This is a genomic window from Dactylosporangium sp. CS-047395 (assembly GCF_050942185.1).
GTDB lineage: Bacteria > Actinomycetota > Actinomycetes > Mycobacteriales > Micromonosporaceae > Dactylosporangium.
Genome location: NZ_CP192015.1, coordinates 1,503,070 through 1,519,068, shown reverse-complemented (window position 1 = coordinate 1,519,068; position 15,999 = coordinate 1,503,070). Strand labels below are relative to the sequence as shown.

General features: G+C 72.7%; 14 protein-coding genes. 7 read left to right on the top strand and 7 right to left on the bottom strand.

Features of this window, described 5'->3' with window-relative positions:
• Positions 1-6: 6 nt before the first annotated feature.
• Together ACQP00_RS07005 and ACQP00_RS07000 are read right to left on the bottom strand one after the other, a co-directional pair.
• A complete protein-coding gene (locus ACQP00_RS07005) occupies positions 7-897 on the bottom strand; it encodes a diacylglycerol/lipid kinase family protein (RefSeq protein WP_433216042.1) in 891 nt (296 codons plus the stop codon).
• A complete protein-coding gene (locus ACQP00_RS07000) occupies positions 894-1,676 on the bottom strand; it encodes a DUF1206 domain-containing protein (RefSeq protein ID WP_433216040.1) in 783 nt (260 codons plus the stop codon). The genes ACQP00_RS07005 and ACQP00_RS07000 overlap by 4 nt, the downstream gene beginning before the upstream one ends.
• A gap of 36 nt (positions 1,677-1,712) precedes the next feature.
• On the opposite strand from ACQP00_RS07000, the gene ACQP00_RS06995 reads away from it, so the two are divergent.
• From ACQP00_RS06995 to ACQP00_RS06985, 3 genes are all read left to right on the top strand, one after another.
• Positions 1,713-3,155 carry a phosphatase PAP2 family protein gene (locus ACQP00_RS06995; protein ID WP_433216037.1) on the top strand — a complete coding sequence of 481 codons (1,443 nt, stop codon included), beginning with the start codon at positions 1,713-1,715 and terminating at the stop codon, positions 3,153-3,155.
• Positions 3,152-4,669 (top strand): phospholipase D family protein, encoded by a 1,518-nt coding sequence (locus tag ACQP00_RS06990; protein ID WP_433216034.1) that lies wholly within the window; start codon positions 3,152-3,154, stop codon positions 4,667-4,669. The genes ACQP00_RS06995 and ACQP00_RS06990 overlap by 4 nt, the downstream gene beginning before the upstream one ends.
• Positions 4,670-4,750: 81 nt before the next feature.
• A complete protein-coding gene (locus ACQP00_RS06985; protein ID WP_433057308.1) occupies positions 4,751-5,401 on the top strand; it encodes a phosphonatase-like hydrolase in 651 nt (216 codons plus the stop codon).
• Positions 5,402-5,486: 85 nt separating this feature from the next.
• Here the strand turns inward: ACQP00_RS06985 and ACQP00_RS06980 are convergent, their stop codons facing one another.
• On the bottom strand, positions 5,487-7,109 hold the full coding sequence (locus ACQP00_RS06980; RefSeq protein ID WP_433216031.1) for an acetolactate synthase: 1,623 nt from the start codon (positions 7,107-7,109) through the stop codon (positions 5,487-5,489).
• A 98-nt stretch (positions 7,110-7,207) separates the two neighbouring features.
• Between ACQP00_RS06980 and ACQP00_RS06975 the strand changes: the two genes are divergently transcribed.
• A complete protein-coding gene (locus ACQP00_RS06975; protein WP_433216028.1) occupies positions 7,208-7,702 on the top strand; it encodes a hypothetical protein in 495 nt (164 codons plus the stop codon).
• 114 nt (positions 7,703-7,816) lie between these two features.
• Here the strand turns inward: ACQP00_RS06975 and ACQP00_RS06970 are convergent, their stop codons facing one another.
• The 3 genes from ACQP00_RS06970 to ACQP00_RS06960 all read right to left on the bottom strand — a co-directional run bounded on the left by ACQP00_RS06970 (position 7,817) and on the right by ACQP00_RS06960 (position 12,331).
• Positions 7,817-9,883: an Hsp70 family protein gene (locus ACQP00_RS06970; RefSeq protein WP_433216025.1), complete on the bottom strand. Its 2,067-nt coding sequence runs from the start codon at positions 9,881-9,883 to the stop codon at positions 7,817-7,819.
• A gap of 21 nt (positions 9,884-9,904) precedes the next feature.
• Complete coding sequence (locus ACQP00_RS06965) at positions 9,905-11,743, bottom strand: Hsp70 family protein (RefSeq protein WP_433216022.1); 1,839 nt, start codon at positions 11,741-11,743, stop codon at positions 9,905-9,907.
• Between the two features lie 117 nt (positions 11,744-11,860).
• Positions 11,861-12,331 carry a DUF6232 family protein gene (locus ACQP00_RS06960; protein ID WP_433216019.1) on the bottom strand — a complete coding sequence of 157 codons (471 nt, stop codon included), beginning with the start codon at positions 12,329-12,331 and terminating at the stop codon, positions 11,861-11,863.
• A 63-nt stretch (positions 12,332-12,394) separates the two neighbouring features.
• Between ACQP00_RS06960 and ACQP00_RS06955 the strand changes: the two genes are divergently transcribed.
• Positions 12,395-13,177 carry an enoyl-CoA hydratase/isomerase family protein gene (locus tag ACQP00_RS06955; protein WP_433216016.1) on the top strand — a complete coding sequence of 261 codons (783 nt, stop codon included), beginning with the start codon at positions 12,395-12,397 and terminating at the stop codon, positions 13,175-13,177.
• A 4-nt stretch (positions 13,178-13,181) separates the two neighbouring features.
• Here the strand turns inward: ACQP00_RS06955 and ACQP00_RS06950 are convergent, their stop codons facing one another.
• The gene (locus ACQP00_RS06950; protein WP_433216013.1) at positions 13,182-13,964 is read right to left on the bottom strand and encodes an ABC transporter ATP-binding protein; all 783 of its coding nucleotides are present in this window, start codon (positions 13,962-13,964) and stop codon (positions 13,182-13,184) included.
• Between the two features lie 79 nt (positions 13,965-14,043).
• On the opposite strand from ACQP00_RS06950, the gene ACQP00_RS06945 reads away from it, so the two are divergent.
• A complete protein-coding gene (locus ACQP00_RS06945; RefSeq protein WP_433216010.1) occupies positions 14,044-15,012 on the top strand; it encodes an ATP-binding cassette domain-containing protein in 969 nt (322 codons plus the stop codon).
• Positions 15,009-15,995 (top strand): ABC transporter permease subunit, encoded by a 987-nt coding sequence (locus ACQP00_RS06940; RefSeq protein ID WP_433216007.1) that lies wholly within the window; start codon positions 15,009-15,011, stop codon positions 15,993-15,995. Before ACQP00_RS06945 ends, ACQP00_RS06940 begins: the two co-directional genes overlap by 4 nt.
• Positions 15,996-15,999 lie beyond the last annotated feature (4 nt).

Genomic DNA, 15,999 nt, shown 5'->3' with positions numbered 1-15,999 from the left:
CCCCACCTAGGACGACGGCACGCAGACGACCAGCGCGCCGGGCCGAACGCGCGCGGCCAGCCGCCGCGCGGGCGCGATGACGTCCCCGTCGAGCTCCCGCGGCTCGTCCCGCGCGGCGTGCACCTCGACCGAGCGCGCCCGGAACGTCTCCAGGCCGTGGGTGTCCGACCCGCGGCGCAGCACGACGCCGGCCGCCAGCCGTACCCAATCGGCCAGATGACGCGGCGTGAGCACCGCGACGTCCAGCGTCCCGTCGTCGGGCGCCGCGTCGGGCAGCAGCGGCAGCCCGCCCTGCAGCCGCCCCACGTTCGCCACGAGCACCGTGCTGGCCTTGCGGTGCATCCACTGCCCGCCGTCGAGGCGGATGCGCACGGACGCGCGGTGGCGGGTGAGATTGCGCAGCCCTGTCGCGACGTACGCGGCCCACCCGAAGCGGGCCTTGGCCGAGTCGGGCGTCTCGCCGACCATCGCGGCGTCGAAGCCCATCCCGGCCATGACCGTGAAGATGCCGCACCCCTCGACCTCGCCCACGTCGATGCGGCGGCGCTCGCCGGTGATGGCCACCGCGACCGCCTCCGCGACGTCCAGCGGGATGCCCAGGTTGGTCGCGAGCAGGTTCCCGGTGCCCGAGGGGATGAGCGCGACCGCGACGTCGGTCCCGGCCAGCTCGCCGGCCACCGCCATCACGGTGCCGTCGCCGCCGCAGACCAGCACCACCTCGGCTCCGGCCGCCGCGGCCTCGCGGGCCATGCCGCAGCCCGGGTCCTCAGGGGTGGTCTCCAGCCAGATCGGCTCGGGCCAGCCCGCGTCCGCGAGGGCGCCGCACAGCTCGCGCCGGCGCTCCTGCAGATCGAGGACCTTGGAGGGGTTGATGACGACGGCCGCCTGAACGGTCACGATCCCACCTTGCGGTACTTGGCCTGGAAGAAGCAGTAGACGGCGAACGCGACGACGCCGAGGGCGATGGCCAGGAGCAGGAACTTCCCGTACGGCTGCCCGGCCACCGTGTGCAGCGCGGCGTCGAGCCCGCGCGACTTCTGCGGGTCGTTCTTGACCGCCGCCTCGATCAGCAGGTACCCGACGATGCCGAACGCCACGCCCTTGGCCGCGTAGCCGATCTGACCGGCGCGGATCGCCGCCTGGTGCCCGCGCGGCCCGGCGAAGTGCAGCTTTTTCTCGAACTTGCGCTTCAGGCCGTACCAGAGCATGCCGATGCCGAAGCCGAGCACCACGACGCCGGCCAGCCCGACCAGCCACTCCCCGGCGGGCTTGGCCATGATGCCCGCGGCCGCCTCCTGCTGCTGCTGGGCGCTGGACGAGGGGGCGCCGAAGAGGACCTTGCCGGCGGTGAAGGCCAGCACGGCGTAGAGGATCACGCGGGCGCCGGACGAGACGCGCTCCATGATGCGGTCCTTGCCCTCGACGTCGGTGTGGCCCCAGATCGCCAGGATGACCTGCCAGACGGCCAGCGCGACCAGGCAGATGAGCACGAACCACAGCAGCACCGCGCCGAACGGCTGCTCGGCGAGCTCCTGGAAGGCGCCGGACTGGTCGCCCTCCTGGCCGCCCTCCCCGAACGCGATCTGCGCGGCCACCCAGGCGAGCGCGAGGTGCAACAGACCGTAGCCGATGAACCCGACTCGCGTGAGGTACTTCAGCAGATCGTTGTTCGTCATGTTCTGCCAATCCCCAGGTTGGGCATGCAATCAAACGTGAGACGTGACAAGGCCGCTCTGCTGCGCATGACCGGGTTCGGGGCCGCGGCCCTGCTGTTCAGCGTGCTCGTGATCGCGGTGCGGGTGCGGTGGCTGCCGCTGGAGTCCGTCGACCGCGGGGTCGCCGACGGCCTGAATCGCCTGGTCGCGCCGAGTGACTTCCTGGTCAGCCTGATGGGTGGCATCAGCCGGCTGGGCAGTTTCGGCGTGCTCGCCTGGCTGGTGGTGATTGCCGCGACGGTACTGCTGGTGCGCCGCCGCTACCGCCTGACCGGCTTCCTGCTCGCGACCGCGCTCGGAGGCCTCGTCCTCGATCCGGTGCTCAAGCTGGCGGTCGGCCGCCTGCGCCCGGTCGTCGAGCAGCCCGTCGCGCACGGGGGCGGCAACAGCTTCCCCAGCGGCCACTCGCTCAACTCCTTCATCTGCTACGCCGCGCTGGTCCTGGTGTTCCTCCCGGCCCTCGAGGCGCGGTGGCGCCGCCCACTGCTCATCACCGTCGGCGCGATCGTGGCCCTGATCGGCTTCAGCCGCCTCGCCCTCGGCGTGCACTTCCTCTCCGACGTGGTCGGCGGCTGGTCCCTCGCGGTGGCCTGGGTGGGGCTCTGCGCGGCCGCGTTCGAGCTGTGGCGGTACGAGCACGGCCGGCGGGTCACCGAGCCGCTCACGGAGGGCCTGGAGCCCGAGGCGGCCGACGATCTGCACCCGACCGCCCCGCATCCGCGCGAGCCCGAGCGGGCCGGGCACGGCCGCGCGTGGGTCGTCGCCGGGCTCGGGGTGGGCTGGGTGCTGACCTTCGGCGCGCTCGTCGCGCTCGGCATCCCGCTCGCCCGCTACCGCGACGGCAACGGCAACGTGCTGGGCGACAGCACCATCCCGCACTGGTTCGCCGAGCACCGCGCGGACGCGCTGGGCCGCTTCACCCTCATCGGCAGCGAGGTCGGCAACACCCACGCCATCCTGGCCATCGGCCTGGTCGTCGGCGCCCTCGCGCTGGCCGTGGTGCGCCGCTGGCGCCCGGTCGTCTTCCTGGTCACGGTCATGTTCGGGGAGCTGAGCCTGTTCCTGGGCAGCGCCGCGATCGTCGGGCGGGCCCGCCCGGACGTGGAGAACATGGACGGCCCGATGCCCACCTCCAGCTTCCCGTCCGGCCACGTCGCGGCGACCATCTGCATCTGGGCCACCGCCGCCGTCCTCGTCATGCCGCGCACCCGCGCGTGGTGGCGCTGGCTGTTCGTGGCCGCGGCCGTGATCATGCCGCTGTGGGTGGCGGTCGCCCGGATGTACCGCGGCATGCACCACCCCACCGACATCCTGGGCAGCTGTCTGCTGGCCGCCCTGTGGGTGGGCGCCGCGTGGTGGCTCCTGCGGCCCAACCACGACCTGGTGCAGGAGCCGGCCCCCGCGCGGGCGCGGCCGGCGGTGACGGCGGCGAGCGCATGAGCGACTGGTTCCTGAGCGCCCAGGAGCGCGACAACCCGCACTCGGACCTGGCCCCGTGGACCGAGGGCAACGCCGCGCGCCCGCTCATCGACGGCCGCGAGTACTACGGGGCGCTGCTGCCCGCCGTGCGCCGGATGCGCCGCGGCGACCTGCTGCTGTTCACCGACTGGCGCGGCGACCCGGACGAGCGCCTCGACGGCGAGGGCACCGAGATCTCGCGCGTGCTGTGCGAGGCGGCCGAGCGCGGGGTGATCGTCAAGGGCCTGGTCTGGCGCTCGCACTTCGACCGCCTGCAGTTCAGCGAGGACGAGAACCAGCACCTCGGCGAGAAGATCGAGGCGGCCGGCGGGGAGTGCCTGCGCGACATGCGCGTGCGTACCGGCGGTTCGCACCACCAGAAGTTCATCGTGCTGCGCCACCCGGGCCGCCCCGAGCTCGACGTCGCGTGGGTCGGCGGGATCGACCTCTGCCACGGCCGTGCCGACTCCGACGCGCACGAGGGCGACCCGCAGGCGGTTTCCATGGCTCCCGTGTACGGCCCACGCCCGCCCTGGCACGACGTGCAGCTCGAGCTGCGGGGTCCGGCCGTCGGGCAGATCGAGGCGACGTTCCGCGAGCGCTGGACCGACCCGACCCCCCTGTCGCGCAACCCGTTCTTCCGCCTGCACGACCGCCTGTACCGCGAGGACACGCACGCCGACCCGCTGCCGGAGCAGCTGCCGGACCCCGAGCCGGCCGGCGATCTGGCCGTGCAGGTGCTGCGGACGTACCCGCACCGGCGCGCGGGCGCGTACCCGTTCGCCCCGGACGGCGAGCGCACCGTCGCGCGCGGCTACCGCAAGGCCGTCGGGCGGGCGCGCCGCCTCATCTACATCGAGGACCAGTACCTCTGGTCGCCACAGGTCGCGGAGTGCTTCGCCGAGGCCCTGCGGAACGCGCCCGACCTGCACCTCGTCGCCGTCGTGCCGCGGCACCCGGACGCGCCCGGGCGATTCGCCAAGAGCCCGCAGTTGTACGGCCGGGAGCGCGCCCTGGCGATTCTCGACGACGCCGGCGGGGACCGGGTGCACGTCTTCAGCCCCGAGAACGCCCACGGCACGCCCATCTACGTGCACGCCAAGGTCTGCGTGGTCGACGACGCGTGGGCGACCGTCGGCTCCGACAACGTGAGCATGCGCTCGTGGACCCACGACTCGGAGCTGACCTGCGCGGTCGCGGACGCTACCGGGCAGTACGCTCGGTCACTGCGCCGCCGCCTGGCCCGCGAGCACCTCGGCATCGATATCGATGACGATCAACCGGAAACGTTCATCGCGGCGTTCGAGGAGGCGGCCGCGGAGCTCCACCGGTGGTACGAGAACGGGCGGGCCGGCGATCGGCCGCCCGGACGCGTCCTCACCTACGACGCGCCCCAGCTGACCTGGTGGACCCGGCAGTGGTCCGGGGTGCTCTACCGCTTCGTGCACGACCCCGACGGGCGGCCGCGCAAACTGCGGCGGCCGGGTGCCTTCTGACGGTTTTGTGCCGTTCACTCTCCGGCCTCCTGGCCATGCTCATATCGCGTGATGACCGCGTGGCAACTCGCCTGCATCGACATGGCAGGCACTACGGTGCGTGATGACGGCCTGGTCGAGCAGGCCTTCACGGTGGCCTTCGCCGGCGAAGGCGTGGCTCCCGGAACCCCGCAGCACGAACGCATGCTCGCCGTAGTCCGCAAGACGATGGGGCAGAGCCGCATCGAGGTGTTCCGCCTCCTGCTCGACGGGGACGAGGAGCGGGCCCAGGCCGCCAACGAGACGTTCGAGGAGGCGTACGGGCTGCTCGTCGACGAGGGCGCCGTGCTGCCGATCCCGGGCGCCATCGAGGCGATCAAGACGCTGCGCGCGAACGGCATCAAGGTGGCGCTCACCACCGGATTCGCCCGGGCCACCCAGGAGGCGATCATCGACGCGCTCGGCTGGTGGGGCCAGGTCGACCTGGTGCTCTCCCCCGCCGACGCCGGCCGCGGCCGGCCCTTCCCCGACTTCATGCTCGTCTCGGCGCTCAAGCTCGGCGTCGAGGACGTGCGCCGCATGGTCGTCGTGGGCGACACGCCGCTGGACCTCATCGCGGGCCAGCGCGCGGGCGCGGGGCTGCTCGTCGGCGTGCTCACGGGCGCGGGCGACCGGCAGGCGCTGCAGGCCGCCGGTGCCCACGAGGTGATCGGCTCGATCGGCTCCCTGCCCCGCCTGCTCGGGCTGGAGTAGCGCTTCGGGCTGTCTGTCAGGGCTTCTGTCAGGGCTTTCAGTCCCGGCTTCAGTCAGGGCTTTCAGTCAGGGCTTTCAGCCCGTGTCAGGCCAGGTTGGAAGAACGCGGGTAGGCGTCCTCGGGGTCCGTCAGGACGTTCACGAGATAGGGCACCCCGGCTGAGAACGCGCGTCCGAGCGCCCCGGCGAGATCCCCGGGCTTCTCGACCGTCTCACCGGCGCCCCCGAGCGCCTTCACCACGTCGTCGTAGCGCAGGCCCGGCTGCAGATCGGCGGCCATGTCGTACCCGTAGATCTGGCGCATGGGGTGCTTCTCCAGCCCCCAGATGCCGTTGTTGCCGACCACGATCACGACCGGCAGCTGCTGGCGCACGAGCGACTCGACGTCCATGAGCGAGAAGCCGGCCGCGCCGTCGCCCATGAGCACGCAGATCTGGCGGTCCGGGTACGTGACCCGCGCGCCCATCGCGTAGCCCATGCCGGTGCCGAGACAGCCGTACGGGCCCGGGTCGAGCCACGTGCCGGGCTGGGCGGGCTCGAGGTACTTGCCGGCGTAGGAGACGAAGTCCCCGCCGTCGCCGATGGTCACCGCGTCGTCGGCCAGCACCTTGCGCAGCTCGCCGTAGACGCGGCTCGGCTTGATCGGGTCGGTGTCGGCTTCCAGGGCCTCCGTCTCGCGCCCGCGCGCGGCGTTCTCGGCGGCGCGCAGGGTCGCGATCCACTCCTCGTGGTCCGCGATCATTCCCGTGTACGCCGCGAAGGCCGACAACACCAGCCGCAGATCGCCCACCGGCGCCGCCGCCGGGGTGACGTGCCCCGCCTTCTGCGACGCCGCGTCGGTGACGTGTACGACCTGCGCCCCGCCGAAGTCGCCGAAGTTCAGCCGGAAGTCCAGCGGGGTGCCGATGACCGCGACGACGTCCGCCCCGCCGAACGCGGGCTTGCGCGCCCGCGCGAACGCGAGCGGGTGCCCAGGCGGCAGCGAGCCGCGGCCCATGCCGTTGGCGAAGACCGGGATGCGCAGCGCCTCGGCCGCCTCGCGCAACGCCGCGGTGGCGTCGCCGGCCCAGACGTCCGACCCGGCCACGATGACCGGCCGCTCGGCCGCGGCCAGCAGACTCACGGCGCGGTGGACCTCGTCGGGATCGGCTTCTGCGGACGGTACCGAAGCAGGATCTTGCTCTTCAATGCCGTCGGCGGTGGAGAAGACCACCTCCAGCGGCAGGTCGACGAAGACCGGCCCGCGGTGCGGGGTGAGCGCGGTGAGCGCGGCCGCACGCATCCGCGCGTAGACCTCGTCGGTGGAGAAGATCGTCTCGGCGTGCTTGGTGACCGCCCGGACGATCGGCAGGTGATCCATCTCCTGGAGGCTGCCCGAGCCCCACCGGAACTGCGGCGCGCGGCCGCCCAGCACGACGACCGGCGTGCCGTTGAACATCGCGCTGGTCAGGCCGGAGACGCCGTTGGTGACGCCGGGGCCGGCGGTCAGCACGGCCAGGCCCGGGCGCCGCTGCAACTTCGCCACCGCCTCGGCCGCGAACACCGCGGACTGCTCGTGGCGCACGTCGACGACGCGTACGCCGGCCTTCTTCGCCGCGTCGTACAGCGGAAAGACGTGGCCGCCGGACAGGGTGAACATCTCGTTGACCCCGAACCCGCGAAGCGCCGCCAGCGCAAGATCCCCGCCGTGCCCGTCGATCGTCGTCATGCGCGAATCCTACTCACGTTCACCCTCCCGACGCGCCCAAGCTTCCCGGCAAGCCGCCTCCCGACCACGCGCGGACGCGCCCCAGCGACCGCCTCATCATGACGCCGGAGGACGTGCCAGCGCACGGAGCACGGCCCGACGCGCGGAAGCGGCACGACGGGAACGACGCGCGTCATGGCGCGCGGACGCGGCACGACGCACTGGGGCGGCCAGGACGTGTGAAAGCGGCGCGACGAGGCGCTACGTCGCAGCGCGCGGACACGTCGCAGCGCGCGGACACGTCGCAGCGCGCGGACACGTCGCAGCGCGCGGACACGTCGCAGCGCGCGGACACGTCGCAGCGCGCGGACACGTCGCAGCGCGCGGACACGTCGCAGCGCGCGGACACGTCGCAGCGCGCGGACACGTCGCAGCGCGCGGACACGTCGCAGCGCGCGGACACGTCGCAGCGCGCGGACACGTCGCAGCGCGCGGACACGTCGCAGCGCGCGGACACGTCGCAGCGCGCGGACACGTCGCAGCGCGCGGACACGTCGCAGCGCGCGGGCGCCATGACGCGGCGCGGGCGCCATGACGCGGCGCGGGCGCCATGACGCGGCGCGGGCGCCATGACGTTGGCGCGGCACGACGAGCCGCTACCTCATTGGCGCGGACCCATCGCGGCGCGGGACGTCATGGCGCGCGGGACGTCATAGCGCCCGGGAGCGTCAGGACGGGTTGGAGCCGAACCAGTCCTGCAGGAGCGGCGGGAGGTGGTCGGTGGTCAAGTAGTACGAGATCACACCGGCGATCAGCGGGACCGCAATGATCAGGACGATGACGACCAGGACACGCATCATCCGGCCCGCCCGGCCGCGGTGGCGGGTGCCGTCGTAGACCTTCGCGTACTCGGCGACCTGGTTGGCCTGGCGTGCCGGCGGGCCCTGCGGCGCCGGCGCAGGAGCTGGAGCGGGGCGCTGTTGGGGCTGGTCGGACTTGAAGGGCCGGCCGTACTCGTCGTAGCGGGTCGCGGGCTCCGGCACGCCCACGCTCGGAGTCGAGCCGTAGACCCGGCCTGAGCTCGTCGGCCGGTTCGGCGGTGATGAGACCGGAGGGGCGGAGATCGGGCGCGCGGATGCTGAAGGAGGACCGGAGACCGGCGGCGGCGGGACCTGATAGCCGGACGGCGGACCGGAGACCGGGGGTGTCGAGACCGGACGCGCGGACGCGGACTGGGAACCGTAAACCGGCGGCCCGGAAACCGGATACCCGGACCCGGGCGGCGGTGAGGAGACCGGCGAGGCCGACGGCGGAACCGAGACCGGCGCGATCGGCGGCGGCGTTTCCGGCCACACGGGACTGTTCGCAGGCGGCGACGAGATCGGAGTCCCGAACCGGCTCGGCGGCGGCATGGTGAAGCCCGACGGCGCAGCGTCCGGCGGCGCGGAAACCGGCGGCGTAGAGCCCAAAGCCCCCGAACCCGAAGACGCCGAACCCGAACCCCCAGAACCCGAACCCGGACCCGTCGACCCCGAAGGCGCCCAGCCCAAAGGCGTCGAACCCGAAGACACAGAGCCCGAAGACGCCGAACCAACAGACGCCGAACCCGCAGGCGCCGACCCCAAAGGCGCCGACGGCTGCTCCCAAGGAAACCCCGGCACCTCCGGCATGACCCCCGTAGCCGGCCCAGGTGCGGGCTGCGCGGTCGCCTGGGTGGAGGTCGAGCCGGTCAGCATGCTGCCCTCGGCCACGACCAGTTCGGGCTGTTCGATGGCGGTCGGCGCGGTGCCCAGCATCCGGTGCAGCAGGGTTGCCACGAGCGGGATCCGGCTGGAGCCGCCGACCAGGAAGACGCCCGCTACCGCGCCCTCGCTCAGTTGGGCCCAGCGCATGACGCCCTGGGTCACTCGGACGGTCTGCTCGATCATGGGGCGGGCGAGGGTTTCGAGTTCGTCGCGCGTCAGGTGTACATCGAAGTTGAGCAACGGGATGGTCAGGTCGGACGCCGGCTGGCGGGAGAGGCGCTCCTTGGCCACCCGCGCGTCGTCCCACAGCAGGCGGCGGTGGCGGCGGTCCTCGACCGTCTGCGGGCTCACGAGGCGGGCCCATTCCTGCGGAGCGCGCGGTTCGCAGATGGTGCCGATGTGGTTGACGATCGCGGCGTCCACGTCGATGCCGCCGATGTCGTCGCGGCCGTCGACGGCCAGGGCCTCGAAGCCGTCAGCGGTACGGGCGACCACGCTCGCGTCGAAGGTGCCCGCGCCGAAGTCGTGGACGACCACGACCGAGCCGACCTTGACCTCGTGGCCCAGGACCTGGGTGAAGTACGCGGCCGCGGCGACCGGCTCGGGGACCAGGCGCACCTTGCCCAGGCCGGCGGACGCGGCGGCGTCGGCCACCGCGAGGCGGCGGGTCGCGCCCCAGGACGCGGGTACGGTGACCGTCACCTCCGGCACCGCGTCCGCGCCGACGGTGTGGGCGAACTCGTCGCGCACGCGGCGCAGTACCGCGGCGATGAGGTCGTTGACCGGGACCTCGCGGTCGCCGAGCAGCACCGTGCCCTCGTCGATGCGCCGCTTCGGGTTGGGCTCGAAGCGCGCGGGCTCCAGCCGGGCGCTGTGCACCGCGTCGCGGCCGACGATGATGGTGCCGCCGGGCTCGACGTAGACGGCCGAGGGCAGCAGCGGCGAGCCGTCGAAGATGAGCGGCCGGGAGCGCCCGTCCGGCCACCGTACGACGGCGACGGTGTTCGAGGTGCCGAAGTCGACCCCGAGCCGGATCCCTGGCGTAGGCATGACCCGAAGTCTAGGCCGCGGTTACGAACCGGGCGCTGGAGGCGGCTTTGCGACAGGTGGCCGGGGCGGGCGCCGCGTCCACCGCCGGGAGCCGGGCAGCAGGAGCATCGCGGTGGACAGCGCGAACACGCACGCCGGGATGATCGTCCAGTAACCGCCGCCCTCCGTCGTGAGCGCCGCGTTGGTCACGGTCACGACAAGGCAGAGCGCCAGGGGGTACCAGTGATGCCCGCTCGCCGGCCGCCTGGCCCGGATCGCACCGTTGATGAGCAACGTGGCCGCGACCGCGCAGATGATCGACCATTCCAGCGAGTCGGAGGTGAGCTGGTCGATCTGCGCCTGGTCCCACCCCTCGGGCGGGTCGTCGAGGAACCGGGGCAACACGGCGGCCAGCACCAGCGGGACGGTGAGCAGGTACAACAGGATGCCGTAGGTCGTCATGAACCCGGCCGGCCACCGGATCGACCACGGTCCCAGCCGCATCGGGACCGGCATCACCGGATAGAAGACGGGCGCGGGCGCGTACACGGGCCGCGGCGGCACCGGATAACCCGCATAAGGCGGCCGCTGCACCGGCGGAAAACCACCCACAGGAGAAGGCGAAGCGGGCGAAGGCGAAACCGGCCCCCGAGCGACCGCCGGCGGCAATAAAGACGGCGAAACCGGCAAAGGCGAAACCGGCGAAGGCGACATCGGCGAAGGCGACATCGGCGAAGGCGAGATGGGCGGAGGCGAGATGGGCGAGGGCGAGACCGGCGGCGCCGAGACAGAGGGCGCGACGCCCGAAGGAGCCGTGAGCTCCATCCGCGGCCGCTTCGTCGGGACCGCCCGGCCGACCAGCACGCTCCCCTCGGCGACCACCATCTCCGGCTGCTCGATCGTCACCGGCGCCCGCCCGAACTCCCGGTGCAGCTCGGTCGCGACGAGCGGCATCTGGCTCGCCCCGCCCACCAGGAAAATCCCCGCGACCCGGTCGGGGGTGAGCCGCGACAGCCGCAGCGTCTCGGCCAGCGACGCGACCGAGCGCACGACGAGGGGGCGCGCGGCCGTCTCGAACTCGTCCCGCGTCACCGGTACGTCCACGTCGAGCGCCGGCACCATCACCGTCACCGACGACGCGCGCGACAGCCGCTCCTTCGCCTCCCGCGCCTCGTCGCGCAGCTGCCGGGCGGCGCGTGGGTCGGCGGTCACCCGGGCCCAGTCGTCCGCGGGCAGGGCGCGGCTCACGAGGCCGACCACCAGCTCGTCGAAGTCGAGGCCGCCCAGGTCGTCGCGACCGCCGACGGCGCGGACGTCGAAGCCGGCCGCGGTGCGGGCGACCACGCTGCCGTCGAAGGTGCCGGCGCCGAGGTCGTACACGACGACGCCGGAGCCGACGGGGACCAGGTGGCGCAGGACGCTGACGAAGTAGGTGGCCGCCGCGACCGGCTCGGGGACCAGGACGGCGCCCGGGAGTCCGGCCCGGCGGACCGCCTCCTGCAGCGTCGTGCGGCGCGTCGTGGCCCAGCCCGCCGGGTGGGTGACGGTGACCGCGTCGGGCGCGCCGCCGGCCGTCCGGGCGAACTCGTCCACGACGCGGCGCAGCACCGCGGTCACCATGTCCGGCACCGCGACCGTCCGCGCGCCGAGCAGCACGGATCCGTCGTCGATGCGGCGCTTGGGGTTGGGCTCGAACCGCTCGGGCGCGCGACGGGCGGCGTGCACCGCGTCGCGGCCGACCACGAGGCCCTGCTCCTCCAGGGTGACCGCGGAGGGCAGCAGCGGCGAGCCGTCGAACAGCAGCGGCCGCGCCCGCCCGTCGGGCCACCGCGCCACCGCCACCGTGTGCGACGTGCCGAAGTCCACACCCAGCGCGACCATGCGGCGCAGTCTAGGCGACCACGCCACGCCCCGAAGCCGGCCGAAGACCGAAGCCGACCGATAAAAGAGCCGCCGACCGAGAAAAGAGCAGCCGATGGATGAAGCGAAGCCGAAAAGCTAGGCGGACTGCTCGACCGCCCGCTGCAGCGCCCGGTAGATCTGCCCGAACTTGGGCGCATCGGTCGTCGAGTAGATCATCGAGTCGCCGTCGGTGGTGCGCACCCAGATCTCGTGCACGCCCTTGCCGTGGTCGTGGGCGCGGTCGAGCAGGTCGAGCAGCCCCTCCAGGCAGAAGGCGACCACCCCGCCGATGACGACGACCGCGAGGATGCCGCCCGCGATGTACATCGTGCGCTTCTCGCCGCTGAAGTCGAGCCGCCGCGCGCCCATCCCGGCCGCGATGAGCAGCCCGATCACGAGGAGCACGGCGCCGCCGCGGGTGCCGATCATGTACGCCCCGTGCCGGAGCCGGCCCGTGCGCTCGTGCCAGATGTAGGTGAGGGTGTCCAGCGGATACCAGGATTCAGCGACGCGCACACCGCCGGAGCTGATGTGCACCACGTTGTCGCGGTAGTACGTGGTGGCCATGGCACCTCAGACGGTACAGCGGAATACGCTCCGGGCAACGACAACGACGTTGAGGAGACACACGTGACCACGGAAACCCCGCTCGTGCGGCTCGAGGTCGACGGCGGCATCGGCACCATCCGGCTCGACCGCCCGCCGATGAACGCCCTGAACATCGCCGTGCAGGAGCAGCTGCGGGCGGCCTCCCAGGAGGCGACCGCGCGCGACGACGTGCGCGCGGTGGTCCTCTACGGCGGCGAGAAGGTCTTCGCGGCCGGGGCCGACATCAAGGAGATGGCCGGCATGGGCTACCCCGAGATGGCCGCCCGCGCGGGCGCGCTCACCTCGGCCTTCGACGCCGTGGCGCGGATTCCCAAGCCCGTGGTCGCCGCGATCACCGGGTACGCCCTGGGCGGCGGCTGCGAGCTCGCGCTGACCGCCGACTGGCGCGTGGCCGCGGAGGACGCCCAGCTCGGCCAGCCGGAGATCACCCTGGGCATCATTCCGGGCGCGGGCGGGACGCAGCGCCTGGCCCGCCTGGTCGGCCCGGCCCGGGCCAAGGAGCTCATCATGTCGGGCCGCTTCGTGCCCGCGGCCGAGGCGCTCGCCATCGGCCTGGTCGACCGCGTGGTGCCCCGCGAGGACGTCTACGCGGCCGCCCTCGACCTGGTGCGCCCGTACGTCAACGGCCCGGCCATGGCGCTGCGCGCGGCCAAGGAGGCGGTCGACGGCGGGCTGGACATGGACCTCGCCTCGGGCCTGCGGCTGGAGAGCCAGCTCTTCGCGGCGCTGTTCGCGACCGAGGACAAGGCCGAGGGGATGACCGCGTTCGTGGAGAAGCGCAAGCCGTCCTTCAAGGGGCGCTGAATCCTCAGGACGCCTGCGCGTGGAAGCGGCCGTCCAGCGTGGAGAGCTGCAACGGCAGGCCGAACGCCTGGGACAGGTTGTCGGCGGTGATCGTGTCGCGCAGGAGCCCCTGCGCGACCGCACCGCCGTCGCGCATGAGCATCGCGTGGGTGAATCCCGGCGGGATCTCCTCCACGTGGTGCGTGACGAGCACGATCGCCGGCGCGTCCGGGTCGGCCGCGAGGTCCGCCAGCCGGCGCACCAGGTCCTCCCGCGCGCCCAGGTCCAGCCCGGCCGACGGCTCGTCGAGCAGCAGCAGCTCCGGGTCGGTCATCAGGGCCCGCGCGATCTGTACCCGCTTGCGCTCCCCCTCGGACAGCGTGCCGTACACGCGGTCGGCGAGGCCCGCGACCCCGAGCTGGTCCAGCAGCGCGAGGGCGCGCCCCTCGTCCATCCGGTCGTAGCGCTCGCGGTAGCGCCCGACCACCGCCCAGGACGCGGTCAGCACGACGTCGCGCGCCGTCTCCTCGAAGGGCAGCCGCAGCGCGTTGGAGGAAAAGCCGATCCGGGTCTTGAGCTCGGCGATGTTCGTCCTGCCGAGCTGCTCGCCGAGCACGGTGACCGTGCCCTCGGACGGGTGCATCCGCGCGCCCGCGAGATTGAGCAGCGTGGTCTTCCCGGCACCGTTCGGGCCCAGGATCACCCAGCGCTCGTCCAGCTCGACCTGCCAGCTCACCGATCGGATGAGCTGGTTGCCGTTGCGGGTGACCGTGGCGTTCTCCACCGCGATGACAAGGTCATCTGACACGTGCCAATCCAACCACGCCCCGTATATCGATGACTGCCGGGGCCCCGCGCGCGGGAGCGAGGCCGTATTGTGCGCTGCGATGACACCGGCACTGGAAATCGACGGACTCGTCAAGACGTACCAGAGCGTGTTCGGCAAGCCACGCGCCGCTCTCGACCGCCTCGACATGCTGGTCGAGCCCGGGCAGATCCACGGCTTCCTCGGCCCGAACGGCTCCGGCAAGTCCACGACGCTCAAGACGCTGCTGGGGCTGCTGCGCGCGGACGGTGGCCAGATGCGCATCTTCGGTGAGCCCGTCCCGCGGATGCAGGCCGAGGTGGCCGACCGGGTGGGCGCGATCGTCGAGGCGCCGGCGTTCTTCGGCAACCTCACGGGGTACAAAACCCTCTCCCTGCTGGCGAAGGCCGGTGGCGTGCCGAAACAGCGGATCGGGGTGGTCCTCGACCAGGTCGGGCTGTCCGACCGCTCGGAGGACATGGTGCGGTCCTACTCCCTGGGCATGCGCCAGCGCCTCGCGGTCGCGTCCGCGCTGCTGAAGAACCCCGATCTGCTGATCCTCGACGAGCCCAACAACGGGCTCGACCCGGCGGGCGTGCGCGAGATGCGCGACCTGCTGCGCGGGCACGCGGATCAGGGCAAGACGGTCGTCATCTCCAGCCACATCCTGGCCGAGATCGCGCAGGTCTGCGACGCCGTCACCATCATCTCGCGTGGGCGCACCGTCGCCGCCGGGCCGGTGTCGGAGGTGCTCGCGGTGGCCGACAAGGGCTCATACCGCGTCCGCGTCGACGAGCTCCAGCACGCCGCCGAGATCCTCGCCGAGGCGGGCGCGGAGGTGAGCCTGGCCGGGGACCACCTCGTCGTGCACGACCTGGCCGAGCCCGCGTGGGTGTCGTACACCCTGGGCGTGCACAACCTCTGGGTCCGCGAACTGGCGCCCGTCGCCCAACTCGAGGACGCGTTCCTCGCCATCACCGGCGGAGGCCCGCGCGGCTCGTTCCGCCAGGTCGACAACTCCGACTGGCAGACCGAGGAGCACCCGGCATGAGCCGCCTGTTCGCCGCCGAGTGGTCCCGGCTCTTCAGCCGCCGCATCACGCTCATCACCTCGCTGCTGGTGGGCACGATGCTGGTCTTCCTCGCCTTCGGCTTCACCCTGTCCGGCAGCGCACCGACCAACGACGAGATCGCCAGCGCCAAGGAGCGCGCGGTCTCGCTCGGCCAGCTGTGGGACGAGCGCACCGAGCACTGCGGCCGGGTGCAGAGCGGCCTGGAACAGGCCCAGCCGGGCGAGGACCTCCCGCGCGGATGCGACTACGGCCCGCGGCCGACCCAGGACTCACTGCTGGACTACGGCTTCTCGTTCCACCGCCAATGGCCCAATTTGTACTACGGTGCCGCCGTCCTGTTCGCGCTGGCCGGATTCGTGCTCGGGGCGTCGTTCGTCGGGGTCGAGTGGAGCTCGGGCGGGATGGCGAGCCTGCTGCTGTGGGCGCCCCGGCGCGGGCACGTGCTCGGGGCCAAGCTGCTGGCCGCGCTGGCCGGCGTCGGGCTGCTGTCCATCGTGTACCTCACGCTGTGGACCGGCGCCTTCATGGTCATCGCGGCCGGCAACGGCACCGTGAGCCAGATGAGCGCCGGCGAGTTCGGCTCGGTGCTGCTCACGGCGCTGCGCGTGGTGTTCATCGCGATGGCCGGGACGGCCCTGGGCTTCTCGGTCGCCTCGATCGGGCGGCACACGTCGGCCGCGCTCGGCGTCGGCATCACGTACCTGCTGCTCTGGGAGTTCGGCAGCACCGTCGTGTTCACCGTGATGGGAACCGAGGACTACGCCGAGCCGTACCGGCTGTCGAGCTGGGCCCGCGCCTGGCTGCAGAAGGGCATCCAGGCCACCGAGGCCAACCCGGCGACGGGCGTGGCGAAGTCGACCTTCCACGCGTCGTGGGAGCAGGGCGGCCTGGTGGTGCTGGTCGTGGCGATCGCGGTCGCCGCGGCGGCGTTCGTCTCGATGAACCGCCGCGACGCCCGGTAACGCC